General features: G+C 67.9%; 26 protein-coding genes and 1 pseudogene. 15 read left to right on the top strand and 12 right to left on the bottom strand.

The features are described 5' to 3' along the window. Positions 1-189, bottom strand: a 189-nt coding sequence (locus AC1DS3_RS13805) for a hypothetical protein (RefSeq protein WP_477127372.1), incomplete at its 3' end; no start/stop codon positions are given. An 88-nt stretch (positions 190-277) separates the two neighbouring features. Here AC1DS3_RS13805 and AC1DS3_RS13810 point away from each other — a divergent pair. The 4 genes from AC1DS3_RS13810 (at position 278) to AC1DS3_RS13825 (ending at position 3,913) form a co-directional block, all read left to right on the top strand. Next, positions 278-1,384, top strand: a complete 1,107-nt coding sequence (locus AC1DS3_RS13810) for a cytochrome P450 family protein (protein ID WP_441640657.1) — start codon at positions 278-280, stop codon at positions 1,382-1,384. A 54-nt stretch (positions 1,385-1,438) separates the two neighbouring features. Continuing rightward, positions 1,439-1,813, top strand: a complete 375-nt coding sequence (locus AC1DS3_RS13815) for an antibiotic biosynthesis monooxygenase family protein (protein ID WP_477127373.1) — start codon at positions 1,439-1,441, stop codon at positions 1,811-1,813. Positions 1,814-1,820: 7 nt separating this feature from the next. After that, positions 1,821-2,576: a sulfite exporter TauE/SafE family protein gene (locus AC1DS3_RS13820; protein ID WP_441640656.1), complete on the top strand. Its 756-nt coding sequence runs from the start codon at positions 1,821-1,823 to the stop codon at positions 2,574-2,576. A gap of 227 nt (positions 2,577-2,803) precedes the next feature. After that, positions 2,804-3,913: an extracellular catalytic domain type 1 short-chain-length polyhydroxyalkanoate depolymerase gene (locus AC1DS3_RS13825; protein WP_441640655.1), complete on the top strand. Its 1,110-nt coding sequence runs from the start codon at positions 2,804-2,806 to the stop codon at positions 3,911-3,913. Positions 3,914-3,926: 13 nt separating this feature from the next. Here AC1DS3_RS13825 and AC1DS3_RS13830 read toward each other — a convergent pair whose 3' ends face one another. Both AC1DS3_RS13830 and AC1DS3_RS13835 read right to left on the bottom strand, forming a co-directional pair. Beyond that, entirely contained in the window at positions 3,927-4,250 is a 324-nt protein-coding gene (locus AC1DS3_RS13830) for a 2Fe-2S iron-sulfur cluster-binding protein (RefSeq protein WP_441640654.1), read from the bottom strand. Next, entirely contained in the window at positions 4,247-4,858 is a 612-nt protein-coding gene (locus tag AC1DS3_RS13835) for an IMPACT family protein (RefSeq protein WP_441640653.1), read from the bottom strand. The genes AC1DS3_RS13830 and AC1DS3_RS13835 overlap by 4 nt, the downstream gene beginning before the upstream one ends. 292 nt (positions 4,859-5,150) lie before the next feature. Here AC1DS3_RS13835 and AC1DS3_RS13840 point away from each other — a divergent pair, with 292 nt between their 5' ends. After that, a complete protein-coding gene (locus tag AC1DS3_RS13840) occupies positions 5,151-7,136 on the top strand; it encodes a PhoX family protein (protein WP_441640652.1) in 1,986 nt (661 codons plus the stop codon). A gap of 93 nt (positions 7,137-7,229) precedes the next feature. On the opposite strand, the gene AC1DS3_RS13845 is transcribed toward AC1DS3_RS13840, so the two are convergent. Then, positions 7,230-8,396, bottom strand: a complete 1,167-nt coding sequence (locus tag AC1DS3_RS13845) for a DJ-1/PfpI family protein (RefSeq protein ID WP_477127374.1) — start codon at positions 8,394-8,396, stop codon at positions 7,230-7,232. Positions 8,397-8,494: 98 nt separating this feature from the next. On the opposite strand from AC1DS3_RS13845, the gene AC1DS3_RS13850 reads away from it, so the two are divergent. Both AC1DS3_RS13850 and AC1DS3_RS13855 read left to right on the top strand, forming a co-directional pair. Further along, positions 8,495-9,511 (top strand): GlxA family transcriptional regulator, encoded by a 1,017-nt coding sequence (locus AC1DS3_RS13850; RefSeq protein WP_441640650.1) that lies wholly within the window; start codon positions 8,495-8,497, stop codon positions 9,509-9,511. Between the two features lie 101 nt (positions 9,512-9,612). Further along, a complete protein-coding gene (locus AC1DS3_RS13855) occupies positions 9,613-10,230 on the top strand; it encodes a DUF938 domain-containing protein (RefSeq protein ID WP_441640649.1) in 618 nt (205 codons plus the stop codon). 411 nt (positions 10,231-10,641) lie between these two features. Here the strand turns inward: AC1DS3_RS13855 and AC1DS3_RS13860 are convergent, their stop codons facing one another. From AC1DS3_RS13860 to AC1DS3_RS13875, 4 genes are all read right to left on the bottom strand, one after another. Then, complete coding sequence (locus AC1DS3_RS13860; RefSeq protein WP_441640648.1) at positions 10,642-11,154, bottom strand: fumarate hydratase; 513 nt, start codon at positions 11,152-11,154, stop codon at positions 10,642-10,644. Between the two features lie 170 nt (positions 11,155-11,324). Then, on the bottom strand, positions 11,325-11,843 hold the full coding sequence (locus AC1DS3_RS13865; RefSeq protein WP_441640672.1) for a DUF1439 domain-containing protein: 519 nt from the start codon (positions 11,841-11,843) through the stop codon (positions 11,325-11,327). Between the two features lie 199 nt (positions 11,844-12,042). Beyond that, positions 12,043-12,246 carry a SlyX family protein gene (locus tag AC1DS3_RS13870; RefSeq protein ID WP_150985171.1) on the bottom strand — a complete coding sequence of 68 codons (204 nt, stop codon included), beginning with the start codon at positions 12,244-12,246 and terminating at the stop codon, positions 12,043-12,045. Between the two features lie 50 nt (positions 12,247-12,296). Then, positions 12,297-13,769, bottom strand: a complete 1,473-nt coding sequence (locus AC1DS3_RS13875) for an aminotransferase-like domain-containing protein (protein WP_477127375.1) — start codon at positions 13,767-13,769, stop codon at positions 12,297-12,299. Positions 13,770-14,019: 250 nt separating this feature from the next. On the opposite strand from AC1DS3_RS13875, the gene AC1DS3_RS13880 reads away from it, so the two are divergent. The 6 genes and pseudogenes from AC1DS3_RS13880 to AC1DS3_RS13905 all read left to right on the top strand — a co-directional run bounded on the left by AC1DS3_RS13880 (position 14,020) and on the right by AC1DS3_RS13905 (position 19,448). Then, positions 14,020-15,588 (top strand): cbb3-type cytochrome c oxidase subunit I, encoded by a 1,569-nt coding sequence (locus AC1DS3_RS13880; RefSeq protein ID WP_441640646.1) that lies wholly within the window; start codon positions 14,020-14,022, stop codon positions 15,586-15,588. 2 nt (positions 15,589-15,590) lie between these two features. Then, positions 15,591-16,202, top strand: a pseudogene (locus AC1DS3_RS13885) (cbb3-type cytochrome c oxidase subunit II); the annotation flags it as partial. Between the two features lie 127 nt (positions 16,203-16,329). Next, positions 16,330-16,935: a c-type cytochrome gene (locus AC1DS3_RS13890; protein ID WP_441640645.1), complete on the top strand. Its 606-nt coding sequence runs from the start codon at positions 16,330-16,332 to the stop codon at positions 16,933-16,935. Then, a complete protein-coding gene (locus AC1DS3_RS13895; protein ID WP_441640644.1) occupies positions 16,932-17,582 on the top strand; it encodes an SCO family protein in 651 nt (216 codons plus the stop codon). Before AC1DS3_RS13890 ends, AC1DS3_RS13895 begins: the two co-directional genes overlap by 4 nt. Beyond that, positions 17,579-18,160 (top strand): hypothetical protein, encoded by a 582-nt coding sequence (locus tag AC1DS3_RS13900; RefSeq protein ID WP_441640643.1) that lies wholly within the window; start codon positions 17,579-17,581, stop codon positions 18,158-18,160. Before AC1DS3_RS13895 ends, AC1DS3_RS13900 begins: the two co-directional genes overlap by 4 nt. A gap of 415 nt (positions 18,161-18,575) precedes the next feature. Beyond that, positions 18,576-19,448: a DMT family transporter gene (locus tag AC1DS3_RS13905; protein WP_441640642.1), complete on the top strand. Its 873-nt coding sequence runs from the start codon at positions 18,576-18,578 to the stop codon at positions 19,446-19,448. A gap of 78 nt (positions 19,449-19,526) precedes the next feature. Here AC1DS3_RS13905 and AC1DS3_RS13910 read toward each other — a convergent pair whose 3' ends face one another. The 4 genes from AC1DS3_RS13910 to AC1DS3_RS13925 all read right to left on the bottom strand — a co-directional run bounded on the left by AC1DS3_RS13910 (position 19,527) and on the right by AC1DS3_RS13925 (position 22,522). Next, positions 19,527-20,177: an HAD domain-containing protein gene (locus AC1DS3_RS13910; RefSeq protein ID WP_477127376.1), complete on the bottom strand. Its 651-nt coding sequence runs from the start codon at positions 20,175-20,177 to the stop codon at positions 19,527-19,529. Positions 20,178-20,398: 221 nt separating this feature from the next. Continuing rightward, positions 20,399-21,019, bottom strand: a complete 621-nt coding sequence (locus AC1DS3_RS13915; protein ID WP_441640640.1) for an N-acetyltransferase — start codon at positions 21,017-21,019, stop codon at positions 20,399-20,401. Positions 21,020-21,202: 183 nt separating this feature from the next. Beyond that, positions 21,203-22,075, bottom strand: coding sequence for a hypothetical protein (locus AC1DS3_RS13920; RefSeq protein WP_441640639.1), 873 nt, complete (start codon positions 22,073-22,075; stop codon positions 21,203-21,205). A 258-nt stretch (positions 22,076-22,333) separates the two neighbouring features. Further along, a complete protein-coding gene (locus AC1DS3_RS13925) occupies positions 22,334-22,522 on the bottom strand; it encodes a hypothetical protein (protein WP_174423822.1) in 189 nt (62 codons plus the stop codon). A gap of 183 nt (positions 22,523-22,705) precedes the next feature. Between AC1DS3_RS13925 and AC1DS3_RS13930 the strand changes: the two genes are divergently transcribed. Together AC1DS3_RS13930 and AC1DS3_RS13935 are read left to right on the top strand one after the other, a co-directional pair. Next, a complete protein-coding gene (locus AC1DS3_RS13930; protein WP_441640638.1) occupies positions 22,706-23,656 on the top strand; it encodes an ABC transporter ATP-binding protein in 951 nt (316 codons plus the stop codon). Beyond that, positions 23,653-24,987, top strand: a complete 1,335-nt coding sequence (locus tag AC1DS3_RS13935) for an ABC transporter permease (protein ID WP_441640637.1) — start codon at positions 23,653-23,655, stop codon at positions 24,985-24,987. Before AC1DS3_RS13930 ends, AC1DS3_RS13935 begins: the two co-directional genes overlap by 4 nt. Positions 24,988-25,358: the final 371 nt, after the last annotated feature.

A 25,358-nucleotide genomic window follows, 5' to 3' on the forward strand; every position in this document is an offset into this window, starting at 1 on the left:
GGCCAGGAGCCGGCCGTTCAGCTGAAACACCGACAGGACGATGCTGGTCAATTGTTCGCTCTTCTGAATTCGCATGAGTGTCCTCGTAATTGACAACCAGTTTACGATGAAGGGGTGAATTGTCAAACGTCCGTACGCTTGGCGGGCGTGGCATCCCCCGCCTTTGCCGCTCGGGTCTGCATTCCACATTTCATATCGTCATGAAACGTCGGGCGGGGCGCGACGGCATACTGCTTGTGTGCTCCCGATCCGCCTCCCCATGCCCTTGCCGACCGCCATGCCAATGCCGTCCGACCCGCTTCGCGCCGTGACGCACCCCGATCCGGCGCCGTACTACCGCGCCCTTGCCGCGCAGCGCCCGTTCTATCGCGACGAAGCGCTTGGGCTATGGGTTGCCGCCGGCGCCGCCGAGGTGCAGGCCGTGCTGACCCATCCCGCGTGCCGCGTGCGGCCGCCCGCGCAAACCGTGCCGCCAGCGCTGGCGGGCAGCACGGCCGGTGCACTGTTCGGCGGCCTGATCCGCATGAACGATGGGGACTGGCATGCGCCGCTCAAGGGCGTGCTGCGCAAACGCATGGCGTGCCTGGCGCTTGCCGGCCTGGGGGCGCGGGTGTTGGCGCTGGCGCAGGACCTGCCGTTCGACGCCGTCCGGCCCGGTGCCGCCGTGAACCACTGGATGTTCACCTTGCCGGTGCTGGCGGTAGCCGATGCACTAGGATTGGCGGTGGCTGGCAAGCCCGGCGTAGCGGGCCAGGTGGCGGCCTTCGCGCGGGCCATGTCGCCGCTGGCGGCAGCGCCGGAGATTGCCGCCGGGAGCGAGGCCGCCACCTGGCTCCAGGCCTGGATGCGCACGAGCCTGTCGTCCGCGCCGCCGCTGGACGCATTGGTGCAGGAAGCGCTTGCGGCCGGCGTGGCGCAGGAGATCGTCGTCACCAATGCGATCGGCTTGCTGATCCAGGCGTGCGAGGCCACCGCCGGCCTGGTCGGCAACATGCTCCTGTGCCTGGGCCGGGATACGTCCCATGGGCGAGCGCTGCCCGCGTTGGACTGCGTGGCCGCACGCGTGCTGCGGGAGGATCCGCCGGTGCAGAACACCCGGCGCTTCCTGGCCGCCGATGTCCGCCTGTGCGGTGCGCAACTGAAGGCGGGCGATGCGGTGCTGGTCGTGCTGGCGGCCGCTTCGCTCGAAAAAAGCGAGGCGGCGACGCCAGCGCCATGGACCTTCGGGCGTGGCCGCCACGCGTGCCCCGGCGACGCGCTGGCGTCCACGGTGGCGCAGGCCGTGGTGGCCGCGCTGCTGGCGCGTGGCGCGGATCCGGCTTCGCTGGCGCGCGCATTCCGCTATCGGCCATCGGTCAACGTGCGCATTCCACATTTTTTGTGAAGCAAGTCAATCGGACAGTAGGACAAAAGGACAATAGGACAATAGGACCCCACCATGATCGCAGTCATCTTCGAAGTCGAGCCGGCCGAGGGCCGCAAGGACACGTACATGCAGATCGCCGCGCAACTGCGGCCGACGCTGGAGGCCATCGACGGCTTTATCTCGGTGGAGCGCTTCCAGAGCCTGACCAATCCGGGCAAGCTGCTGTCGCTGTCGTTCTTCCGCGACGAGGCCGCGGTCATGGCGTGGCGCAATACCGAGGAGCACCGGCTGGCGCAGTCGGCCGGGCGCGGCGGCGTGTTCGCGGGCTATCGGCTGCGCGTGGCGCATGTGCTGCGCGACTATGGTTTGAATGAACGCGACCAGGCGCCGKCGGACAGCCGCGCCGTGCACGCACCCATCGCGGCGCCCGCGTCGCCGGCGCGGTGAGCAAGCCATGGAATCGGCTTTCCTGAATGCGCAGACCGCGCTGATCGGCTTTACCTTCTTGCTTGCCGGCCTGGTCAAGGGCGTGGTGGGGCTTGGGCTGCCTACCGTGGCGGTAGGGCTGCTGGGCCTGGCGATGCCGCCGGCGCAGGCTGCGGCGCTGCTGGTCGCGCCTTCCATGGTGACCAACGTCGTTCAGCTCTACACCGGGCCGCGGCTTGGCGAGCTGGCGCGGCGGATGTGGCCCTTGCTGGCCGCGATCTGCGCGGGCACGTGGCTGGCCGCCGCGCTGCTGCCGCCCAGCCTGATGGTGCATGCCACCGCATGGCTGGGCGTGGCGCTGGTGCTGTACGCGGTGCTGGGGCTGGCTGCGTTCCACCCCAAGGTGCCAACCGCCGCCGAGGGCTGGCTGGCGCCGCTGGTCGGTGTGGTCACCGGCGCGATCACGGCGGTCACGGGCGTGTTCGTGATTCCGGCGGTGCCGTATATCCAGGGGCTGGGCCTGGACCGCGAGACGCTGGTGCAGGCGCTCGGCTTGTCGTTCACGGTGTCCACCATCGCGCTCGCGGTGAGCCTGGCGATGCATGGCGCGCTGTTGCACACGCCGGTGCTGGGGGCGTCGCTGCTGGCGCTGGTGCCGGCGCTGGCCGGCATGTTCATCGGCCAGTGGCTGCGCCATCGCATCAGCGCGGCGCGTTTTCGCAAGCTGTTTTTTTGCGGGCTGCTGCTGCTCGGGGCCGAGCTGGCGCTGCGCGGGTTGTTCTGATCGGGAGGGAGGCGAAGGCGCATTCTCCCGGGGTTGCGCGTGCCGCTGCCAGGTGCGTGCCGCGTCGTGCCGCATTGTGCTGCAGGAATGCGCCCACGTGGCCTGGTTTGCACGCAATAGGGCTGACAGCGCGTCGTCGCGCGCGGCATACTGGCTGCTGCGCTGCACCGCAGGCCGCGCATTCCCGCAACCCCCGCGCTGGAGATGCCGCCAATGGCATATCGCCGATGACACGACGCAATCGCAGTGGCACCAAGCTCTGGAATACCTTGAGCAAGATCGCCACCCGCAATGTCCGGCGTGCGCAGCGCACGGTCGCGAAGTCCGCGATCCGCTCGGCGCTCAGGCAGGGGGAGGCGATGAGCAAGGCGGCGCAGCGCGTGCTGACCGGCGTTGCCTCGCCRGTGCCTACGCCGGTCAGCCGCGGCGGCGGACGCTGGGAGGAAGGCAGCTGGGGGCTGGGTCCGCTCGTGCAGCGCCGTTACCGGTTGTTCATCCCGCCCGGGGTGAGCGCATCGCGTCCCGCGCCCTTGCTGGTGTTGCTGCACGGCTGTGGCCAGGACACGGCCAGCTTTGCGGCTTGCACCCGCGCGGCTACGCTGGCGCGCAGCGCGGGCTGCGTGGTGCTGATGCCGGAGCAATCGTCGCAAGCCAACGCCCAGCGCTGCTGGAACTGGTTCCGCTCGGCAGCGCGCGTGGTGGCCGAGGCCAGCCTGTTGATGTCGATCGTCGAGCATGTCTGCCAGCAGCATCCGGTTCGCCGCGAACGCGTCTTCGCGCTTGGCTTGTCGGCGGGCGGGGCCATGGCGGTGATACTGGGGCTGCGCTACCCGGACCGCTTTGTCGCGGTCGGCTCGCATTCCGGGGCGGTGCCGCTCAGCGCGTCCAACGCCGCGCAGGCGGCGCGCGTGATGCACGGCAAGGGGCAGCCGGATGTGGACGCGGCGCGGTTTCAACTGGCGGGGCGCCGCCCTCCGCCCTTGCTGCTGCTGCACGGCGATGCCGATCATGTGGTGCACTTCGATAACGCGCTGGCCAGCGCTGCGCTCTGGCAGCAATTGCTGGCGCAGCCACCCGTGCTGGCCAAGCCGCGCCGGATCCAGCGCGGGCAGCGCCGTCCCTACAGCATCTTTGCCTGGTCGAGCGAGGGCGAGCCCTGCATCCGGCTGGTGCGCATCGAAGGGCTCGGGCACGCGTGGAGCGGCGGACCGTCCAGCCAGGCCTTTGCCGATCCGTCCGGCCCGGATGCATTGCGGATCGCGTGGCGGTTCTTTATGCAGTGCCTGGCGGCGCGCCAGCGCGCCGCGCCACGGCGGGTGCGCAAGGTGGCCGCCTGACGCCTGTGCCTGGCTAGAGCGGTTGCGGCGCTTCTATCACCACATCGCTCTCGGCATACGCCACGCACGGCAGGATGAACCCCTCGTCGCGCTCGTCGTAGCTCACGCCCGGCCACTCGATGCGGTAGCCGATCCGCCCGGCGGCCAGCCGGCACAGGCAGGTGCGGCAGGTGCCGTTGCGGCAGGAACTCGGGAATGTCAGGCCGGCCTGCAACGCGGCTTCGAGCAGCGTCTGCGTGGGCAGCGCGGCAAAGGTGCTGCCCTGCGGCTCCAGGCGTGCGACAAACGCAGCCGGGGCTGCCGGGGCCACTGGGGCTGCGGCGATGTCGTTGCTCATGGTTGCGCTTGCCCCTCGTCCGCGCCGGGAAAGCGCGCACGGCCATGGGTGGCGTCGCGCAGCGCGGCCCGGGCCGGTGCCAGCAGGCTGGCCGGCAGCCGGATGGTCAGCCGGGCGGCCACGCTGTGTTCGGCATGCGCCAGCTCGTGGCTCTCCTGCTCGATCCAGCGGCGCACGCGGGCTTCGTCGGCGTAGTCCACCTCCACAACCAGCTCCGCATAGGCGATGCGCTCGATGCGCTGCGCATCCTTGAGCGCCACCGCAATCGCGTCCGTATAGGCTCGCACCAGCCCGCCCGCCCCCAGCTTGACGCCGCCGTAATAACGCACCACGGCCGCCAGCACGCCTTCCAGCTCATGGTGGCGCAGCACTTCCAGCATGGGCCGGCCGGCGGTGCCGGATGGCTCGCCGTCGTCGGACATGCCCGACTGCCCCCCCGCGAGCAGCGCCCAGCAGACATGGGTGGCGGTGGCGTGGTCGGCGCGCAGGCGCGCCACTTCGGCCATGGCCGCGGCGCGGTCGGGCACGGGCAAGGCAAAGCCGATGAAGCGGCTCTTGCGGATTTCCAGGTCTGACTGGACGGGAGAAGCAAGGGTGTAGGTCGGCACGGGGTAGGCCGCGTCACGGCGCGCGATGCGCGGCGCCGGCGGGCGGAAAGCTAAAGGAATCGGGGCACCGGATTGGGGCCTGCGCCAGTGTACCGCAGCCGCCCCGGCCACCCGGATTGTGCGAGAGGCCTCCTGGATGTCTGCAAGTTAAGTCAGTTTAAACAAGCTGTAACAAATCATTCATAGGATACGTATCGGCCTGAACGCTGCGCGGTTGTCCCCACGAGCGCGCTGCATGGCAGCGCGCATGGCGCGCCGCCTGATCCTTCACATAACGAAACGGGAAAGAAGAATGCTCGACAAACCGGACGCATCCCGCCGCAAGGCGCTTAAATTCCTGGCTGGCGCCCCCATGCTGCCGCTGGGCCTTGGCGCTACCGCCTTTCTGGTCGGTTGCGGTGGCGATGGCGACGCAGTAGCCGCAACGGCTCCGGCGCCCGTCACGCCTGCCGGAGCTACGTTTACCACCGCCGAATTCACCGGCATGGCCGCGCCCACGCTGGCCAACCCGGCCGCGATGGCTACCACCACGGTGGGTTCCAGCCTGAAGGTATCGTTCAGCGACGGCAGCAGCCAAACCTACAAGCTGGCCTACCAGCCCTTCTTCGTCACCGGCGACATGGTCCCGGATGGCAAGGGCGGCAGCATCCTCGCCGGCGGCTACTTCGACATCAACAACCAGCCGATCATCGACAAATCGGTGGCCGGCAAGGAACGCCAGTTCTACTCCGACTCGCCCGACGGCACCTCGCTGCTCAAGATCGACGGCGCCAAGGTGGCCGGCGTGAAGGGCAACACGGTCTTCGCCGTGGTCCAGTTCGAATACACCACGCGCGACCAGGCTGGCGCCAGCGCCTACGGCCGCCTGCCGTCCCCGATCGGCGTGCTGACGCTGGACCAGGACCCGGCCACCGGCAAGCTGACCCTGGTCAAGTACCACAACGTCGATACTTCGTCGGTCAATGGCCTGTGGATTACCTGCGGCGCCAGCCTGTCGCCGTGGAACACCCACCTGTCGAGCGAGGAGTACGAGCCGGACGCGTTCACGGCCGCCACCAACGCGCAGTTCCTGGCGTTCAGCAAGAACCTGCTCGGCACTGCCAGCGTCGTGGCCAACCCGTACTTCTATGGCCACATGCCTGAAGTCACGGTCAATGCCGACGGCACCGCCAGCATCAAGAAGCACTTTTGCATGGGCCGCATCTCGCACGAACTGGTGCATGTGATGCCGGACAACCGCACGGTGCTGATGGGCGACGACGCCACCAACAGCGGTCTGTTCATGTTTGTGGCCGACAAGGAAAAGGACCTGTCCGCCGGCACGCTGTACGTGGCGAAGGTGGGTGCGGGCTTCTCCATCGATCCGGCCGCCCCCGGCGCCGACCTGACGTGGGTCAACCTGGGGCACGCCACCAGCGCCGAAGTCGAGGCCATGGCCAAGTCCAACCTGCCCACCGACATCATGGACGTGCGCACGGCTGACCCCGCGGACCCCACCTTCACCAAGATCTTCGTTGGCGGCACCGCCAATTGGATCAAGGTCAACCCGGGCAAGGAGAAGGCCGCGGCCTTCCTGGAAACCCATCGCTACGCCTACCTCAAGGGCGGCAGCATGGGCTTTACCAAGATGGAAGGCACCACCGTCAATATCAAGGACAAGGTGGCCTACTCCGCGCTGCAGAACATGATCGACTCGATGGTCGTCAACAACGCCAAGGGCTGGAACGCACAGAGCAACATCGCGATCCCCACGGCGCTCAACGCTGGCGGCGTGATGCAGCACAACCTTGCCGGCGGCCAGAAGGATATGGGCGGCGCCGCCATCAATAGCGAATGGGTGCCGGTGCACACCAAGGCGCTGATCGTGGGCAAGGACATCGGTGCGGACGCACTCGGCAACACCGCCGATCCGGACCAGATCGCCAACCCGGACAACCTCAAGTTCTCGGAAAAGTTGCGCACCTTGTTCATCGGCGAGGACAGCGGCCAGCACGTCAACAACTTCCTGTGGGCCTACAACGTAGACACCAAGACGCTGTCGCGCGTGCTCTCGACCCCGGCCGGCGCGGAATCCACCGGCCTGCATGCGGTGGACGAGATCAACGGCTGGACCTACATCATGAACAACTTCCAGCACGCCGGCGACTGGAGCGGCCTGCACGCCAAGGTCCAGGCMACGCTGGATCCGCTGGTGCGCGCCAACTACAAGGACCGCTTTGGCGCCGCCGTCGGCTACCTGACGGCCGATACCACGAGCATCAAGACCAGTAAGGCGTAAGCGCGGGACAGCTGTTACCCCGGCGCTTTGTTGGGCCCCCGATGACTTTGTCACCGGGGGCTTTTTTTTTGACACACCCGCCCCGGGAAATGGCTAGCGCGGGCGGGGATACTCCAGTTGCAGGGCGACGAAATCCGCGGTGGCGTGGCCGTAGCGGTCCTGGATTCCGGCCAAGGCGGCATCCAGCGCCGCCGCAGGCAAGCCAGCGTATGGCGGCAAGTCATGGCGGCTGGCTGCGGGCTCGTCGTCCGCGCGAGCGGTGATGGCGTCAGCCTCAAGCCAGAGTCCGTGGCGCGAGCGCAGCGTTGCACCCGTGCCAAGTGTCAGCGCCTCGGAGCGATAGGTCCGTGACCAGGCATCCGCCTGCAGCGCCAGCGCGATCTCGTCGAAACCCGGTGCCACGGCGATACCGATGGCCTCGTGGCGCCACCAGGCGAGCCGGTTCGAGAGCGCGATGCCGATGCTCGCGGCGCCTAGCTTGAAGGGGGCCGAATCGTGGCGTGGGCTCCACTCCGTTACGCCGAGGCGCGCTGCGGTTGCCGCCGCCACTTGTTGGCCGGCAATCGCCTCGACCAATGCCAGCGACAGCGGCACCGAGGCAGTCACGCCGCTCGATGTGACAACGTTGCCATCGGCCAGATAGCGCCTGTCGCCCACCCAGCGGGTGGTTGGAAATTTTGCGCCGACACGGCGCATCGCATACCAATGTGTCGTGGCCGAGCGGCCATCGAGCAGTCCGGCGCTCGCGACCACGCGCGCGCCTTCGCAGACCGCCACGACGGTCGCTCCCCGTGCTGCCTGCGCGCGCAGCCACGCTAGCGTGGCCGGCGTGTCCTCATGATGCATCGCCGGCACGATCACGATATCGGCGCCTTCGGGAAAGGCGGCGTCGAAGGCCGCCATTGTCAGGTCGGCCCGCACGCGCAGGGCCGGCATCAAGGTGACGGTGCCGGGGCCGGTCGATACTGCATGCACGTCGGCCACGCTTGCCTCCCGCAGTACGCCAAGCGGAATCACGAAATCGGTGACCTCGGTGCCGGCATTGTCGGCCAGTACGGCGACCAGCGGTCGCGTCCGCCCGGCCCTGGGCGCGGGCAGCGCGAGCGTCGCCGGATTACCGGACGACGCCGCGGACGCAGCATGGCGTCGTTCTGCGGGTTCGGTCGAAGCGGGGATCTGCGCGGCGGGCTTGAGGCAGCCGCACAGCGTGCAAGTGCACAGCGCAAGCGCGGCAAGGCGGGTCATGATGGCGTACTGCATGGTGTCCTCGGTTGGTGCGTTTCGTACCAGATGCACATAGATCGAATTTACCCTCCGCCGGGGCTGGCAAAAAGGACAGAATTACCGCATTCTTTGCCATGGCTTATCTACAGCGAACAACACGAAAGGTGGTAGTGCTCGGCTTCGAGGGCGTGCAGTCGCTCGACGTCGTGGGGCCGATGGAGGTCTTCGCGGTGGCGAACTTGCATAGCCCCGCGGGCCGCCGCAAGCCCTATGAGGTCAGGCTCGCCACGCAAGCCGGTGGCGAGCTTGGGACACATGCCGGCCTGCGCCTGGCCGGCGCGCTTGCGCTTGCCGACCTGCCGCAGCGCATCGACACGCTGGTGGTCGCTGGCGGCAGCGAGGAGAGCCTGCGCCGCGCCGCCACCGACCCGGACCTGCTAGCCTGGTTGCAGGCGCGCGCCCGGCGTACGCGTCGCATCGCCAGCGTTTGCACGGGCGCGTTTGTTCTGGCCGCGGCCGGCTTTCTCGACGGGCGCCGTGCCACCACGCACTGGAACGCCTGTGGCTTGCTCAAGACATTGCGCCCAGCGATTCAGGTGGAGCCGGACGCAATCTTCGTCGCCGATCCACCTTTCTATACATCGGCCGGCGTTACCGCCGGCATCGACCTGTGCCTCTCGCTGGTAGAGGCCGATTGCGGTCCTGAGGTGGCGCTGGCGGTAGCGCGCGAACTGGTGCTGTTCCTGCGGCGCCCCGGCGGGCAGTCGCAGTTCAGTACCGGCCTGCGCCTGCAGTCCAGTGCCACGCCCAGGTTGCGCGCATTGCTGGCGGCCATTATCGACGACCCAAGGGGCGACCTGAGAGGGCCGGTGCTCGCCGCTCGCGCGGGCATGAGCGAGCGCACTTTCGCGCGTGCGTTCGCCAGGGAGACCGGCGAGCCGCCTGCCCGCTTTGTCGAGGGCGCGCGTGTGGAGCGTGCCAAAGTCCTGCTGGAAGGCTCGGATTGGCGGCTGGAGCGAATCGCCGAGCGCGCAGGCTTTGGCAGCGTGGACGCTTTGCATCGCGCCTTTCTCAAGCGCATCGGCGTCACCCCGGGCGAATACCGGGAGCGTTTCGGGCCACCGGCGCGTGGACCCGCTGAGGCAACATAGACCCGGGACCGGTCATGCCTGCTACGCTTGCGGTAAAGCGCGGCTGCCGCGCGCCAACGCGCCCCGTGGCCCAGACCCATACCCCCAACAGGAGCAACAAGATGCCGAACCAAGCCGGCCAACACGACGCGCGCCGCATGGCGCCGGCCACCGACCGCAACCGCGACGCCATCCTGGCCGTGCTGCGGCGGGTCTTGCCGCAGAGCGGCCTGGTGCTGGAAATCGCCAGTGGCACCGGCCAGCATGCCGCCTATTTTTCGGCCGCGCTGGCGGGGCTGACCTGGCAGCCGAGCGACCCCGACGCCGCAGCGCGCGAGTCGATCGCGGGCTGGGCCGAGCATGCCGGGCTGGCCAATGTGCTCGCGCCGCTGGTGCTGGACGTGCGCCAGCAGCCCTGGGGCATCGAGGCGGCGCAGGCGGTGGTCTGCATCAACATGATCCACATCGCGCCGTGGTCTGCGGCCGAGGCGCTGTTCGCCGGGGCCGGGCGTTTGCTGCCAGCCGGCGGCGTGCTTTACCTGTATGGCCCGTATCGGCGCAACGGCGAACATACCGCGCCGAGCAATGCCGCCTTTGATGCGCAGTTGCGCAGCGCGAACGCCGAATGGGGCGTGCGCAATATGGAAGACGTGGCGGCGCTGGGCCAGGCCGAGGGCTTTCGCATGGACGAGCCAATCCCGATGCCGGCCAATAATTTCAGCCTGGTATTCCGAAAATAGGAACTTCATCGCCAAATGCAGGCGGATTGCGCCGCGTGCAATGCGTGGCCGAAATTCGACAAAACGGGATTGAGGACTGGCGCGGAGAGGGGTTAAGTCTTCGCTGAATTGTCTTTGCGCATGCCACCTTAGCGTTGGCTTAAGACGCGGCGATCGTCCTGGCGGGCAATGCGTGCCATGTGGGAAATGCGGAAAATGCGGGAAATGACAGGCGAAGCCAGGCGGCGCTAATCGGGAAATGCCGATCGGCCAGGGCGGCTTGAATAAGCGGGGATATTGTCTGGAGATGTCCGGCTGGCCCTGCAGGGCGCCAGCCAGTTCGCACAAAAGTGGTGCGCGGCGGGGACCGGAGCACGGCGCGGATTACCGCGCGCATGTCCGGGCCACCTGCCGCGCTGGCCCTTGCGCGATTTACTTCGCGGCGACAGGCGCTTCTGCCTCGACCTTGACGGCCACGGCCTTCTTCGGCGCTGCCGGCTTGCGGGCTGCCTTCACGACTGCCTTCTTCGGTGCTGCTGCCTTCGGAGCTGCTGCCTTCGGGGCGGCGGCCTTCGGTGCTGCCTTGGGCGCTGCTGCCTTCTTGGCGGCGGCCGGCTTTGCAGCCTTCTTTGCCACGGCGGCCTTCACCACCGGCTTCTTCGCAGCCGGCTTGGCCTTGGCCTTTTGAGCAGCCAGCTTTTCCTTGGCGGCTTGCTTTTCAGCCAGCACGGCCTTCTTGGCGGCTTCAGCTGCGACCTTGATTTCGCGCTTAGCAGTTTCGATCGCCTTCTTTGCATCAGCGCGCAGCTTCAGCAGGCCCTTCTTTGCAGCGGCCAGTTCGCGAGCCAGCACGCTGGCCTTCTTCGCGGGAACTGCTGCCTTCTTGGCGGCTGCCGGCTTGGTCTTTGCTGCTGCGCTGGTTGCGACTTTCTTTGCTACGGCCATTTGTATTTACCCGTTAGTTGTGGAGCGCGGAGTATAACCGGTCGCGCGACATTGCTCGCGCGGCGTGAATTAACTGCGCGAATTTCTGGTATGAATGCGTGCGCGGATACAACATGTTTCGCACGGCGACGGCATCGCCATTGGATGCGAATAGGGGGGACGTATTGCGCTTAACGCGTATTGACCTGGACTTTGATGCCGTCGGCCAGCACGGTAATGGCGCCCGGCTCGACGTCTTTGCCGGCAACGTGCAATTCTTCCGGCTTGAACGTGTAGAGCGGGTAATCGCGCAGCAGTTGCTGCGCCACGACGGCGCCGATGGCGTTCAGTTGCTCGCCATATTGCGCCGGCATGCCGGCGACCTGGACACGTTCGACGGAAGGATTGTCGAGCAGCACGGCGCGTCTGGCCGGGTCGTACCTGAGCCCGCTGCTCAGTGAAAGCGTGCCGTTGATCGGTGGCGCGGGCAGCAAGGTGTTGCTGACCTGTGCATCCATCTGGGTGGTCACGCGGTTGTTGGCTTCGTCGAGCAGCAGGCGCGGATGCGTCAGCTGGACGTCGAGCACCTGGGCGTAGCGCAACCGTGCCGGGAAACGCTTGTCGACGGCGTCCTGCAGTTCCTGGCGGGAAAATGTGTAGTCGCCGGTCCAGACGTTATAGCCGGCCCAGGCGCTGGCGGCGACCAGCATGGCAAGCGCGCCGGCGGCGGCGGCTTTGCGCGTTGTCAGGGATTTGCGGGGCCGGGTGCGGTGTTGCGTCGTCGGCATGCTGCGGTGCCTCCAGGTTGGCGTCTTGCGCGTTATCCCTTCTGACCGCGCCTGCGCCGGCTTTGTTCAATTGTCCGATTGTCGTCCAATTGTCCAGTCTTGCCGCGGGCCATGCGCACGATCAGTAATGCGGCGGGAGTTCGTGTTGGGGGCCGTTGTCGGCGCCGCCCGTGCCGCTGGAGCGCATCTGCTGGTAAAGCGCCTGGAGTTGTTCCTGCAGCAGGTCGATCTGCCGCTGCTGGCGCGCCACGGCGAGATTGAGCGTGTCGAGCAGGTCGTCCTGGAAGGCGACCTTGATTTCTAGTTCGGTCAGGCGGGATTCCATTTTGTGTTCTCCATTGGGCCGCGCATTGTAAGGCAGGTGCGGCGCGGCCTTTACTGCATTGTCAGCCTGGCCAGCCGGCCCAGCGTGGCGAGCGCGGCGTCGGTCCGGTCGTCGAAGTCGTGGCCGCAGTTGATGCGCAAGCAATGCCGGAAGCCGCCATGCGCGGAAAAAATCGGGCCGGGCGCGATGCTGATGCCGTGCGAGAGCGCATAGCGGTGCAGCGCAAGGCTGTCGGTGCCAGCCGGCATCTCGATCCACAGGAAGTACCCGCCAGCCGGCCGCGTGGCCCGCGTGCCCGGCGGGAAGTGCCGCGCGATGGCCTGCGCGAAGGCGTCCTGCCGCTGCATCAGCGCCTGGCGCAACTGCCGCAGGTGCCGGTCGTAGCCGCCCTTCTCCAGGTAGTTAAGGATAGCGGCTTGTGTTGGCGCCGCCACTGTCAGCGTGCTGGTGAGCTTTGCGCGCGCCACTTCGCGCGCAAAGCGTCCGGGCGCGGCCCAGCCGATCCGATAGCCCGGCGCCAGGCATTTGGAGAACGATCCGCAGTGCATCACCAGCCCCTGCGTGTCGAACGCCTTGGCCGGGGTGGGGCGCTTGTTGCCGAAGTACAGCTCGCCGTAGACGTCGTCCTCGATCAGCGGCACTTCGAAGCGCGCCAGCAACTGCACCAGTTCGCGCTTCTTGTCGTCGGGCATCAGGCTGCCCAGCGGGTTCTGGAAATTGGTCATCAGCCAGCACGCGCTCGGGCGGTGGCGTTCCAGCGCGCGGGCGAGGGCGTCGAGCTCGATGCCTTCGCGCGGATGCGTGGGCACCTCGATGGCGCGCAGGCCGTGGCGCTCCAGCGCCTGCAGCGCGCCGTAGAAGGTGGGCGACTCGATGATGACCGCGTCGCCCGGGCGCGTGACGGCCGCCAGGCACAGGTTCAGCGCCTCCAGCGCGCCGTTGGTGATGACGATCTCGTCCGTGTGCACGGTAAGCCCGTCGATCAGGTAGCGCAGGGCGATCTGGCGGCGCAGGCCGGCGTTGCCCGGCGTCATGTCGTCCACCGAGCTCCATGGGTCCAGCTGCTGGACCACTGCCGCCATGGACTTGGCGAGGCGCGGCAGCGGAAACAGCAGCGGACTGGGAAACGCGGAGCCGAGTGGCACCAGCTCCCGCTGCTTGGCCGACGCCAGCACGTCGAAGACCAGTTCGCTGACATTCAGCGTGGTGGATTCGTCCGCCGGCTGCGACGCGGCCTCGGGCTCGGGTGGCAGCACGCGGCTGGTGCTGGCCACGAAGTACCCGGAGCGCTGGCGCGCGATGATCAGCCCGCGCGCTTCCAGCAGGTAGTAAGCCTGGAACACCGTGGAGGGGCTGAGCGCGCGGCTGGCGCTGGCCTGGCGCACGGAGGGCAGGCGGTCGCCGGGCCGCAGCGTGCCGGCCTGGATCGAGTGCGCGATATCGTCGGCCAGCGTTTCGTAGAGCGTGCCGGGCGTGGCTTCCCCGTCTTTTAGCGGGGGGGTGTCTGGCTTGCTGGGCGGCATTGGAGATCCACTGTTTGGCCTATGTCTGATTTCCGGCAACTGTATCGTATCGGCGCGATGCACGACACAGCGCATGGGGATATTCCAATGCGGCAGATTTGCTGCGGCAACATGTCACGCCTGATTCCMTCTGATCCGGTTGTATCGATCCGATCTGATCCTGTTCGGGCCGGCCTTGTCTCCTTAGCATTCAACGCTGTCCGCAAGCCACGGCCGCCACGGCGCCGTCATGGGAAGTGCAAGGAAATCCATGGATCCCACGAGTCTGTTGTTAGCTACCTTCCTGCTGTCGGTCGGTGGCCTGTTTGCTTTCATCTGGTCGTTGCGCAAGGGCTTGTTCGATCTCGAAGCCGCTGGTGCGCGCACCATCTTTGCGCCCGGCGAGGTCGGCCAGCCGGAGGAGCCGTCGAGCGACGCGGCGCAGCGCCARGCACTCTGGGTGGGCGCGGCGTCCAGCCGGGAGGCGCCTGCCACCGCCGCCGCACGCGCCGATCTCGAGGCGGAGCTGGTGGTGGCGTCCGCCGCCGGCCTGCTTAGCTCGCTCAAGCTGCATATGCCCGACCTGCTGACCGGGCAGGCGTGGCTTTCCTTTGGCCGCTTGCGCACGCTGCACCTGAACGCGGTCGCCTATGGCTGGGCGCCGATGGGGCTGCTCGGGCTGACGCTGTGGATGCTGCCCCGCCTGCTGCGCACGCCGCTGCTGGGCGGGCGCTTTGCCATGATCGGCGCGCTGGTCTGGAATGCGGGGCTGGTGGCGGGGCTCGGCAGCATTGCTGTGGGCATCAACGCCGGACTGGAGTGGCTGGAGATCCCCTGGCAAGTGGGCCTGCTGTTCGCGCTGGGCGGGATGATGATCGGCCTGCCGCTGGCATTCATGCTGCAAAAGCGCCGTGTGCATCATCTGTACGTGTCGGTCTGGTACATCGGCGCGGCGCTGTTCTGGTTCCCGGTGCTGTACGTGGTGGCCAAGATCCCGGGCGTGCATTTCGGCGTGGAGCAGGCCACCATGAACTGGTGGTTCGGGCACAACGTGCTGGGCCTGTTCTATACGCCGCTGTCGCTCGCCTCGGTCTATTACTTCCTGCCCAAGGTGATCGGGCGGCCGGTGCGCTCGTATAACCTGTCGYTGCTGGGCTTCTGGACGCTGGCGTTCTTCTACGGCCAGGTCGGCGCGCACCACCTGATCGGCGGCCCGATTCCSCCGTGGCTGATCACGCTKTCSATCGTGCAGAGCGTGATGATGATCATCCCGGTGACCGCGTTCTCGGTGAACCAGCACCTGACGCTCAAGGGCAACTTTGGCGCGCTGCGCCACTCGGCCACGCTGCGCTTCATCGTGTTCGGCGCCATCATGTACACGCTGGCGTCGGTGCAGGGCTCGTTCGAGGCGCTGCGCTCGCTCAACGCGGTGACGCACTTCACGCACTTCACGGTGGCGCACGCGCACCTGGGCATGTACGGCTTCGTGTCGATGGTGATCTTCGGCGGCATCTACTTCGCGCTGCCGCGCATCGTCGACGCGCCGTGGCCCCGGCCCGCGCTGATCTCGCTGCATTTCTGGCTGGTGGTGGCGGGCTTTTCCACCTACCTCATCACGCTGAGCATTGGCGGCGTGCTGCAGGGCCTGGCGCTGCTGGACCCGGCGCGTCCCTTCATGGAATCGGTGACGGTCACGCTGCCCTGGCTGCAGGGGCGTTCGCTGGGCGGCGCGCTGATGACGCTCGGCCATCTGGTCTTTGCCTTTCACTTTGCCTTGATGGTCTTGCGTCCTTCGGCGCTGGCGCAGACCGATCGCATGGTTTCCCAAGCGGCTGCCTGAACATGGAAAACGAACTCAAACTTGTGGGCGGGGCCATGGTCACGCTCTCGCTCGCCACCTCGGCCATGATCGTGGTGCCCTTCCTGCAGCTCAAGGATGTGCCCGCGCCGGCGGCGCTGGCGCCCTACACCAGCGAGCAGCTGCGCGGGCGCGAGGTGTATCTCGCCAACGGCTGCATCGCCTGCCATACGCAGCAGCCCAGCTCCACCGGCGCGGGCCGCGCCGACGGCGCGCGCGGCTGGGGCCGCCCGTCCGTGGCGGCGGACTACCACTATGACAGCCCGCCTTTGCTCGGCACCATGCGCACCGGCCCGGACCTGTTCAATATCGGCGTGCGCCAGCCGAGCGCCGACTGGCACCTGGGCCATCTCTACCAGCCGCGCGCCTACGTGGCGGACAGCATCATGCCGGGCTACCCGTTCCTGTTCGAGCTCAAGCCGGAAGGCGCCGTCGGCAAGAGCGACAAGGTGGTCGCGCTGCCCGGCGGCACGGTGCCGCCGGGCAAGGTGGTGGTGGCCACGCCCCAGGCGCTGGACCTGGTCGCCTACCTGATTGGCCTGCGCCACACCTACCCGGTGGTGGAGCAGGCCGCAGCCGCGGGCGCAACCGGCCAGCCGCCGGAGCCTGCCTCGCTGGCATCCGTTTCGACCGCGCCGTCCAACCCGTTCGGTGCGATCGCTTCTTCTCAATCCACCTCCAGCCCGCCGGCGCCACGCGCGCCCGGCGCGCAAGCCAGCTACGATGAAGCCCTCGCAAGCCCATAAGACAGAGAACGCCGATCCCGTTGAGCAGCACAACCCGGTGCCCAAGATCGTGCTGGCACTGGTATGCGGCCTGCTGGTCTGGGCCATCAGCTACATCCTGATCGAGCGCGCCGACGGCAGCGCCGCGCTGGGCGACCGGCGCGACCTGGCCGCGCTGGCGGCGCCGGCCGGGCAGGGCCGCGTAGCCGACGGCAAGCTATTGTTCGCCGCCAACTGCCAGGCTTGCCACCAGGCCAACGGGCAAGGCATTCCCGGTGTGTTCCCGCCGCTGGCAGGCTCCCCCTGGGTCAACGACGATCCGGACCGCCTCGCGCAGATCCTGCTGCACGGCATGACTGGCCCGCTGGACGTGCTCGGTACCACCTACAACGGCGCCATGCCGGCCTTCGGCGAGCAGTTCTCCGACCAGGAGATCGCGGCGCTGGCCACGCATATCCGCAGCCAGTGGGGTAATGGCGCCGCGCCGGTCGAGGCCGCGCAGATCGCGGCGGCGCGCGCGGCTTCCGTCGCGCAAAAGGCGCCCTGGCACGGCGGCGAAGCGCTGCAGGCATTCATGACCACGGGAGGTGCCCCCAAGCCATGACGCGTGCGTGGAGCAAGACGCTGGCGATGGTTGCGCTCGTGCTGGTGTTGGCCGGTGCGGCGGTGTTCGCCACGACGCGCGGCTTGCGCACGCTTAGCGCCGATGGCGCCCGGCGCCTGGACCTGGCGCGCGCCCCGCGCGAGCTGCCGGCGCTGGCCTTGTTCGACCAGACGGGCCGGCGGCACGATTTTGGCGGCCCCATGCCGCAGGGCGAGGGCAGCGGCAAGCGCGGCAGGCCCGTCACGCTGGTGACCTTCGTCTATACCCGATGCCTGGCAATCTGCCGCACCAGCGCATCGGGGCAGGCCTGGCTGCAGCAGCAATTGCGCGAGCGCGGCCTGCAGGACCGCGTGCGCCTGCTGACGCTCTCCTTCGACCCGGCACGCGATACGCCTGCTGCGCTGCTGGCCTATGCGCGCACGCTGCGCGCCGATCCTGCCATCTGGACCTTCGCCACCGTGGCCGATCCTGCGCGCTTGCGCGGCCTGCTCGACGCCTTCGGCATCGTCGTGCTGCCCGATGGGCTGGGCGGCTATTCGCACAATGCCGCGCTGTTCCTGGTCGACGCGCAAGGCCGGCTGGCTGCTGCCTATGACGTGGAGCGGCCGGACCTGGCGCTGGCCGACGTGCTGCGCAGCCGGCTGTGAAGGCGCGGCTTGCACCCGCCTGGCAAGCTTGCCTGCCCGGCCTGATGCTGGCCGTGGCCGCGCTCTTGCGCCCATGGCTGGAGGCGACCATGGCCAGGCATATGGGGCTGGAACTGCCGCTGCTGGCACTTGCCGGCTGGTGGGCGGCGCGCTGTGCCGGGCCGCGGCTGGCGGCCTGGGTGGCGCCATGGAACGCGGCGGGGCTGCCAGGCCTGCTGGCGGCGTGGTGCATCGTCAGCTACTGGATGCTACCAGTGGCACTGGACGCAGCCACGCTGGCGGGCGCAATGGGCATGGCCAAGGTGGCGAGCATGGTGCTGGCGGGGCTGCTGGCGCGCGCCTCGTGGCAGGCTGCCGGCCCTGTGGTGCAGGGGTTCTTTGTCATCAACGGTGCCTGGATGATGCTGAGCGCCGGATTGCTGTACCAGGAGGCGGAGTCGCAACTGTGCAGCACCTACCTGGTCGATGAGCAACTGGCGGCGGGCCGGGTGCTGGTGCTGTGGGGGCTGGCCTTGCTGGCGATGTGGCTGTTTGCCGTTGCCAGCCGGCTAGCGGTGGATCGCGAGCCGGTCACCTAGGCCAGCCAACCCACCGCAGACCGGACAGCATTGCCATGCGAATTGACGTGGTGTAACGTTACGCAGTCCTGCGGGGCCCGGATGCTTGCTTGTTTCTCCGCCCCAGCCTACTTACGGACTCCCATGCATCACGCTGCGCACAATGCCTTTGCCGCCATCGCGACCCGCCCGGGCGCGGCGCGGCCGTGCGCCGCCTTCGTACCGCTCGCACCGCCTGTCACTTCTGCGCCGCGCACGCGGGCCGGCCTTGCGCCGCCGCCCCCAGCCGTGCTGGGCTGATCGTCAGCCCGTCTTTTTTCGGCTTCTTCCTTCTTCGGCTGGTTCCCGCCTGATGCCAGGGCGCCTTCGCGTCCGCGCGGCGTCAGTGTGCCGGGGCGCGCCGGAGTCTTACGGATTACCGTGACAGGTGAAACCCATGGATTTGAACAAAAACGCACTGAGCGCGCATGGCTCGACCACGCTCTTCGTGCTGCTATGGAGCAGCGGCGCCATCTTTGCGCGCCTCGGGCTTGAATATGCTTCTGCCTTTGCCTTGCTGGCCGCGCGCTTTGCGCTGGCGCTGGCCGTGCTGCTGGTGCTCGCGGCCTGGCGGCGGCGCTGGTTGCCGCAGCCCGGCACGCGCTTGCAGGTGGTCTGCTCCGGGCTGCTGCTGACCGGCGCGTATTCGATCTTCTACCTGCTGGCGCTGGCGCGCGGCATGACGCCGGGCGTGCTGGCCACGCTGCTGGGCGTGCAGCCGATCCTGACCTTGCTGCTGGTGGAGCGGCGCTTTTCCGCGCGCCGGCTGGCAGGCCTGGCGGTGGCGTTGGGCGGGCTGGTGCTGGTGGTCTTCCAGGGCATAGCGATGGCGCGGATCTCGCCGCTGGGCATGGGCTTTGCGCTCTGCGCGCTGGCGTGCATGACGATCGGCGCCATCCTGCAAAAACGCATCCGGCAAGCACCGCTCGACGTGATGCCGTTGCAATACGGCGCGGGCTTGGCGCTGTGCTTGCTGTTCGTGCCGTTCCAGCCGATGGTGGTGGTGCCCTCGGCGGGCTTCGCGCTGTCGCTCGGATGGCTCGCGCTGGTGATTTCGGTGGGCGCCACGCTGCTGCTCTACCGGCTGATCCACGCGGGCAACCTGGTCAACGTCACCAGCCTGTTCTACCTAGTGCCGGCCGTGACCGCGCTGATGGATTACCTGTTCCTGGGCAATCGCCTTGCCGCGCTGAGCCTGGCAGGCATGGCGGCGATCGTGCTTGGGCTGGTGCTGGTGTTCAGCCAGAAGGCGGATAGCCCGGTAGCCTGAAAGCCAAGCCGGCCCCGGCCGCTACACGCCGAAGAGGCGCGCCGCGGCCGGGGCCGGCTTGCATCGGCACGCAGCGTATCAGGCGTGTGCGAGCCGCTTTTCCGTGCGCCGCGCCGGCAGCGCGAGCGTTGGCACGGCTTGCAGCAGGGGCGCGGCAACGGTGCCCATCTCGAAGCGCGCGGGCGCTTCCTTGGCCAGGCGGCGCAGCCGCTCCAGCCGGGCTTCCACGCGCGCGTCGGGCTGCGTGTCGAGGCACAGGGTGGACGGGCACGCCACGCCAAGCATATCCAGCGCTTGCTTGAAGTTGGCGGGCGTCAGGCCCTCGGCCGGATTCACGCTGACCACGTGCGGCAGCAGATGCGCGTATTGCGGGTCTGTCATCGATGCCGTGTCGCAGGTCAGGATGGCAAAGGCCTGCGGTGCGGGGCGGTGCGCAAAATAGGCCGCGATGCGGGCTGCGTGGCCGCCGGGTACATCGGGGGTCATGCCTTCCACCTGCAGGTCGAGCTGCTGCAGGATGGCGGCGGGAACGCCGCGGCGCCATKCCTCGGATACCACCACGCGCGCACCGGCCAGGCCGAACAGGCGCCGCACGAATCCGAGCGCGACGGGATCGAAGAAGCGGACGTCGCGCAAGGTGCCGGTATCGGGGATTCCGCCCAGCCGAGCCTCGGAGCGGCTCGAGTAGAGGACACCGGGGACGTCAAGCATGATGAGGCGTTCGGACATGATTTCCTATTGGGTTGCAGCGCCGGTTGGCACGTTTGAAGATTACGACGCATCCCGGAAAATCTGGAGAGGCGAGAAGTGCCTAAGTTGCAACATATCTGTAACTTGAGATGCGACTTCGTAAAAATCAGCGATTCGCCCGGGCTAGTTGTTTCGGCGCGAAACAATTAGCCCGGGCGATTCCGGTCTTCATGAACCCGGCAAGCGGCGCCAGCGCGGCTTTACAGCATGCCGGTGACGGCCGCCAGCCGCTCGATGCTCCATCCCTTGCCCAGTAGGATCATGCGCGTGTGCAGGTCGTCATGCACTTCGCGGCTGACTTCCTGCCCGAGATAAGTCAGCGTCTTGTAGCGCAGGTCGACATAGCCCAGCACATGGTGCTTGGCCAGCGAGTGCCACAAGGCATTGGCGCCGGCGGACTGCCGCGCGCCCGTCATCAGGCACAGGCCGGCGTCCAGCCCCCAGCGGTAGATTGCGGTGGCCAGCCCGCGGCGCTGATAGGCCGTCTCGTACTTGGAGTGCGGCGCGCGCAGGTATTGGTCGGCGCGCCGCCCCACCTCGATCAGGCGGTTGAAGACCGTGTAGCCCGCCAGGCGCTTGCGCGCCACATCCTCCACGTAGACGTAGTACTCGCCATCCGCCTCGCGGTAGCGGATCACCAGCTCCGGCGAGTCGGTGGCGATTGCCGGGATGCCGTGCAGACGATCGCCCGGCCGGTGCAGGCGGCCGTAGATGGAATCGAACTCCTGGTCGAGCTCGGCGGGGCGGTGGCTGACATCGATGCGCAGCTCGAGCCTGCGCGCAAGCCACGGAAGCGCCGTGGCCGGCGCCATGATGGACATGTCGTTCTCCCGGAGGCGCGGCGGTCAGGCCGGCATGTGCTGGAAGCCCCGTGCCAGGGCAAACACCACGACCATGAAGAAGGCCAGGACCAGCAAGACTTTGTAGAACATTGCTTATCTCCCAAGTGAACGATGTGAACAATGAGAACGTGAAGGAACAAGGACAAGCCAGGCGGTGGCATCTCAGCACATGGCAGGTTCCTCCCACCATCCGCTCACCAGGCCTTCGGGCTTGCGCGCCGCCAGCACCTTCGCGCTCGCCGGCCATGCATCGACCCTGACATCCAGGCCGGCGTACACGCCATAGCCAATGCCCGCGCGGATCTCGTCGCCCGCCTGCAAGCCTTCGCCCGCCTTGATGGCGCATTCGGCAACGATGGCCTCGAGCGCCTTGATGCCCCAGCCGGCCTCCAGATGCATGCCGCAGCGGATGGAAGCGCCGCACTCGATGCCGTGGCCGGCGCGCACGGTGTGGCGCGCATCGATGACACCGCCGGCGCGGATGCTCTTGCCGCAGTGAATGGCTGCTTGCCCGATCAGGTCCTGCCCGGCCACGGCGCTGCCGCCGAGCGCGATCTTGCCGCCGCACAGCACATCCCAGCCGGCCTTGAGGTTGCCGCCGCCGGTGATCGTGTCCTGCACGTCGATGCCCCATGCGGCCTTGATATCGCCGCCCGCTTCGAGCACGCCGCCGCTGTGGATGCCGCCGGCCGCCGCAAGGCTGTCACCGGCCACGATGGCCCGGCCCGCGCGTATGCCGCCGCCGGCCTGGATGCTGCCGCCGGCGCGCAGCGTGGTCCCGACGTCGATGCAGCCGCGCACCACCAGCGAGCCGGCAAAGACCACGGCATCGGCCTCGACGCTGTCCACGGCGAGTACGGCATCGGTGGGGCCGAACTGTGCGAGCAGCCAGCAGGCGTCGTCAACGCGGCCGTCATCGACGAGGGCGTCGAGCAGGTGCTGGTAGTCGCTGCCGCCCTGGCGGTTGCGGACGAACCAGCGGTAGCCATCGGCGCAGGGGCGCTTGGCTTTGACAAAATTCTTGGTGAGCTCCATGGCGATGAAGGCGTGCGAAGTGAATGCCGCGAACGCGCCGCGGCAGGAAAAAGGGGTGCAGGGCCATGACGGGGCGACGGCTATGCCGTGGCCCCGTGCTCAATCAGAGATTGATGAGAAGGTAGACGACGGCGACGGTGCCGATCGCACAGAGGGTCTTGTGATAGATCGAAGACGAAGACACGGCTTTTCTCCCAGGTTGCACATTGGACAAGGGGCGCGATGCGCGCCCTCAGGCAAAGTGCCGTGCGGGGAAAGTCAGGACCTGGCTGGTGTGTCCTGGTTTCCCCGCACGGCCTGGAAAAGCACGGCGGCGAAACCATAGGTGTTGACCGCGGCCGGTGTGGCGCGGAGCGAGCGCACGCCGCCCTTGGCCGCGCACGCACGCGTTGCCACCGCATGCATGGCATGGCGGCGGACTGCGTTGCGGTGCGGGACGAGGAGCATGAGGTCTCGAATGAAGGGTGGAAAATCCTGGCAAGCCGCTGCCGTTTTTTGAGGCAGCACGTACTCTTATGCCATATCGGGTGGGGCTTGTCCAGCTAACCCCCCTTGCGGGCGGACGCGAGGCGGGCATCCTGGCCGGGCACCTCGGCTAGAATCGTGCGTCTTCACGAGAGGGGGCGCCACATGCTCGAAGCCATCGGCCTGGGCAAATCGTATGGCACGCGGGCGGTGGTGAAGGACGTTGCCTTCACCGTCGCTGGCGGCGAGATCACGGGCCTGCTGGGGCCCAACGGGGCCGGCAAGAGCACCACGGTAGCGATGCTGTGCGGCCTGGTGGCCCCCGGTGCCGGGCGCGTCCTTATTGGTGGCAGCGCGCTGCAGGATGCCGGCGCGCGCGCGGCGAGCCAGCTCAAGCGCCGTATCGGGCTGGTGCCCCAGGAGCTGTCGCTCTACGAGGAACTGCCGGCGCGCGCCAACCTGGAATTGTTCGGCGCGCTCTATGGCTTGTCGGGTGCTTTGCTGCGCGAGCGCACGGCCCAGGCACTTGCGCTGGTGGGTTTGTCCGAGCGCGCGCGGGACAAGCCCGCGCATTTCAGCGGCGGCATGAAGCGCCGCCTGAACATTGCCTGCGCGCTGGTCCACGATCCCGACATCCTGATCTTCGACGAGCCCACCACCGGGGTCGACCCGCAAAGCCGCAATGCCATCTTCGACAGCCTGGAAGCGCTGCGCGAGCGCGGCAAGGCGCTGCTCTACACCACGCACTACATGGAAGAGGCCGAGCGACTGTGCGACCGCATCGTGATCATGGACCACGGGCAGGTGGTGGCCAGCGATACGCTGGCCGGGCTCTATGGCCGGTTGCCGGTGGCCGAGACGCTGCAGGTCACGGTCGACGGCGTGGTCGATGCCGCGCAACTGGCGCATGACTGCGCTGCGCACCACGTTCGTCACGCACAGCAATGCGCCGGCGTGCTGACCATTGGCGTGGACGATCTCGCGCGCGCCGTGCCCGCGGTGATGGCCTGGCTGGGCGCCCGTGGCCGCGTGGTGCGGCACCTGGCGTCGGGCCGGGCCACGCTGGAGGATGTGTTCCTGGCCCTGACCGGGCGGCAACTGAGGGACGGAGCATGAGCGCGTTGAATGCACTGCGTGCCTTGTTCGCACTGGTCCGCGCGGACTTGCGGCTGTATTTCTCGGATCGCCGGGCGCTCGTCATGGGCGTGGCCGCGCCGATCGCCATCGCGGCGTTCTTTGGCTACCTGTTCAACCCCGCCACGCAGAAGCCATCGCGCATCCCGGTGGCGCTCAGCGACCTCGATGGCACTCCCTTGTCGCAGAAGATCGTCGCGGCGCTGCGGCAGGATCGCGCATTGCAGTTGCGCGAGCTGCCGGCCCAGGCCGCCGATGAAGCGGTGCGGCAAGGCAAGGTGCAGGTAGCCGTGACCTTGCCGGACGGCTTCGGCGAGGCGGCGCCGCGCGCGCTGTTCGGCGCGCAGCCCAAGCCGGTGCTGACGTTGCGCTACGACCCCTCGCAGGCGCTCGCCCTGGCGGTGGTGCGCGGCGTGCTGACCCAGCACGTGATGGAAAGCGTATCGCAGGCGGCCATGGGCAGCGGGCCGGACGCGGCCCGGCCGCTTGGTGCGCTGCGTGGCGCAATGGCAGCGAATCCGGACCTCCCGGCCGCGTACCGCCAGGATGTGCTGGCGATGGCCGACAGCATCGAGCGCGTGCAGCGGGCTCAGGCGGCGCGCGCCGCGAGCGGGCCGGACGCGGCAGGCATGCCCAGCATGCGGATGGGGCTGCCGTTCGAGGCGCGCGAGCAGCCGGCCAGCGCGCAGGCCGGCCGTCCCTACAACAGCTACGCGCATGCCTTCGCCGGCATGGGCGTGCAGTTCATCCTCTTCATGGGCATCGAGTTTGGCGTGGGGCTGCTGCTGATGCGCCGCCTCGGCCTGTGGCAGCGCCTACGTGCCGCGCCGGTGTCGCGCGCTCTGTTGCTGGGCAGCCGCATCGTCAGCGGCGCGCTCACGGCCGCGATCCTGATGGCGCTGATCTTCAGCGCCGCCATTGCGTTCTTTGGCGTGCGCATCGACGGCAGCGTGGCGGGCTTTGCCGGGGTGGTGGTGGCCTTTGCCCTGACCACCGCCAGCTTCGGCCTGCTGGTGGCTGCGCTCGGGCGCACGCCGGCGGCCACGCGCGGGCTGGCGATCTTCGCCACCTTGCTGATGGTGATGCTGGGCGGCGCCTGGGTGCCGGCTTTCCTGTTCCCGTCGTGGCTGCAATCGGCGTCGCTGGCCTTGCCCACGCGCTGGGCCGTGGACGGGCTGGACGCGATGACCTGGCGCGGGCTGCCGCTGCAGGCCGCGCTGGTGCCGATCGGTGTGTTGCTGGGCTTTGCCGCGCTGTTCGCGCTGCTGGCGATCTGGCGTTTCGACTGGGAGGAGCCAGCAGCTAGCGCATAACAGGCACCAACGAGGAGCGCAGGCGTGTGGTCGTGCTCCGGCTCCTGGTGTCCCGTTCCGGTGATTCGCTCACAAAATCTGCCGAGTTTGGCGAGGATTGAATCGGTGGAAGCCGTGTCATGGAATGCGGTTGTATTTTTTGTTTGGCATGATGGCGCCGGAAGTGTTTTGGGGGTGGGKTTTTCATGCTTCTAGCTGCTGGCGCGGCTGTGCGGTGTTGGCCGTTTTAGAACGTGTGAGATGTCACTTTTCTTTACTCGTAAAGAAAAGATGGTATGAACGCGCCCCGTCCCCGCAGTGGAGCGCGAGGTGGCGAGACGGTAGTGTGGGTCAGGCAGAAAAGAGTCTGATGAGAGGGGGGGCCTCCAGAC

The organism is Cupriavidus sp. 01L46 (assembly GCF_056399905.1).

What these genes read in the sequence shown, in the direction of transcription:
- AC1DS3_RS13810 (WP_441640657.1), top strand. Translation starts at nt 278, where the DNA reads ATGCCAATGCCGTCCGACCCGCTTCGCGCCGTGACGCACCCCGATCCG.
- AC1DS3_RS13820 (WP_441640656.1), top strand. Translation starts at nt 1,821, where the DNA reads ATGGAATCGGCTTTCCTGAATGCGCAGACCGCGCTGATCGGCTTTACC.
- AC1DS3_RS13830 (WP_441640654.1), bottom strand. Translation starts at nt 4,250, where the DNA reads ATGAGCAACGACATCGCCGCAGCCCCAGTGGCCCCGGCAGCCCCGGCT.
- AC1DS3_RS13845 (WP_477127374.1), bottom strand. Translation starts at nt 8,396, where the DNA reads ATGCAGTACGCCATCATGACCCGCCTTGCCGCGCTTGCGCTGTGCACT.
- AC1DS3_RS13850 (WP_441640650.1), top strand. Translation starts at nt 8,495, where the DNA reads ATGGCTTATCTACAGCGAACAACACGAAAGGTGGTAGTGCTCGGCTTC.
- AC1DS3_RS13855 (WP_441640649.1), top strand. Translation starts at nt 9,613, where the DNA reads ATGCCGAACCAAGCCGGCCAACACGACGCGCGCCGCATGGCGCCGGCC.
- AC1DS3_RS13860 (WP_441640648.1), bottom strand. Translation starts at nt 11,154, where the DNA reads ATGGCCGTAGCAAAGAAAGTCGCAACCAGCGCAGCAGCAAAGACCAAG.
- AC1DS3_RS13865 (WP_441640672.1), bottom strand. Translation starts at nt 11,843, where the DNA reads ATGCTGGTCGCCGCCAGCGCCTGGGCCGGCTATAACGTCTGGACCGGC.
- AC1DS3_RS13870 (WP_150985171.1), bottom strand. Translation starts at nt 12,246, where the DNA reads ATGGAATCCCGCCTGACCGAACTAGAAATCAAGGTCGCCTTCCAGGAC.
- AC1DS3_RS13875 (WP_477127375.1), bottom strand. Translation starts at nt 13,769, where the DNA reads ATGCCGCCCAGCAAGCCAGACACCCCCCCGCTAAAAGACGGGGAAGCC.
- AC1DS3_RS13890 (WP_441640645.1), top strand. Translation starts at nt 16,330, where the DNA reads ATGAAGCCCTCGCAAGCCCATAAGACAGAGAACGCCGATCCCGTTGAG.
- AC1DS3_RS13895 (WP_441640644.1), top strand. Translation starts at nt 16,932, where the DNA reads ATGACGCGTGCGTGGAGCAAGACGCTGGCGATGGTTGCGCTCGTGCTG.
- AC1DS3_RS13905 (WP_441640642.1), top strand. Translation starts at nt 18,576, where the DNA reads ATGGATTTGAACAAAAACGCACTGAGCGCGCATGGCTCGACCACGCTC.
- AC1DS3_RS13915 (WP_441640640.1), bottom strand. Translation starts at nt 21,019, where the DNA reads ATGTCCATCATGGCGCCGGCCACGGCGCTTCCGTGGCTTGCGCGCAGG.
- AC1DS3_RS13920 (WP_441640639.1), bottom strand. Translation starts at nt 22,075, where the DNA reads ATGGAGCTCACCAAGAATTTTGTCAAAGCCAAGCGCCCCTGCGCCGAT.
- AC1DS3_RS13925 (WP_174423822.1), bottom strand. Translation starts at nt 22,522, where the DNA reads ATGCTCCTCGTCCCGCACCGCAACGCAGTCCGCCGCCATGCCATGCAT.
- AC1DS3_RS13930 (WP_441640638.1), top strand. Translation starts at nt 22,706, where the DNA reads ATGCTCGAAGCCATCGGCCTGGGCAAATCGTATGGCACGCGGGCGGTG.
- AC1DS3_RS13935 (WP_441640637.1), top strand. Translation starts at nt 23,653, where the DNA reads ATGAGCGCGTTGAATGCACTGCGTGCCTTGTTCGCACTGGTCCGCGCG.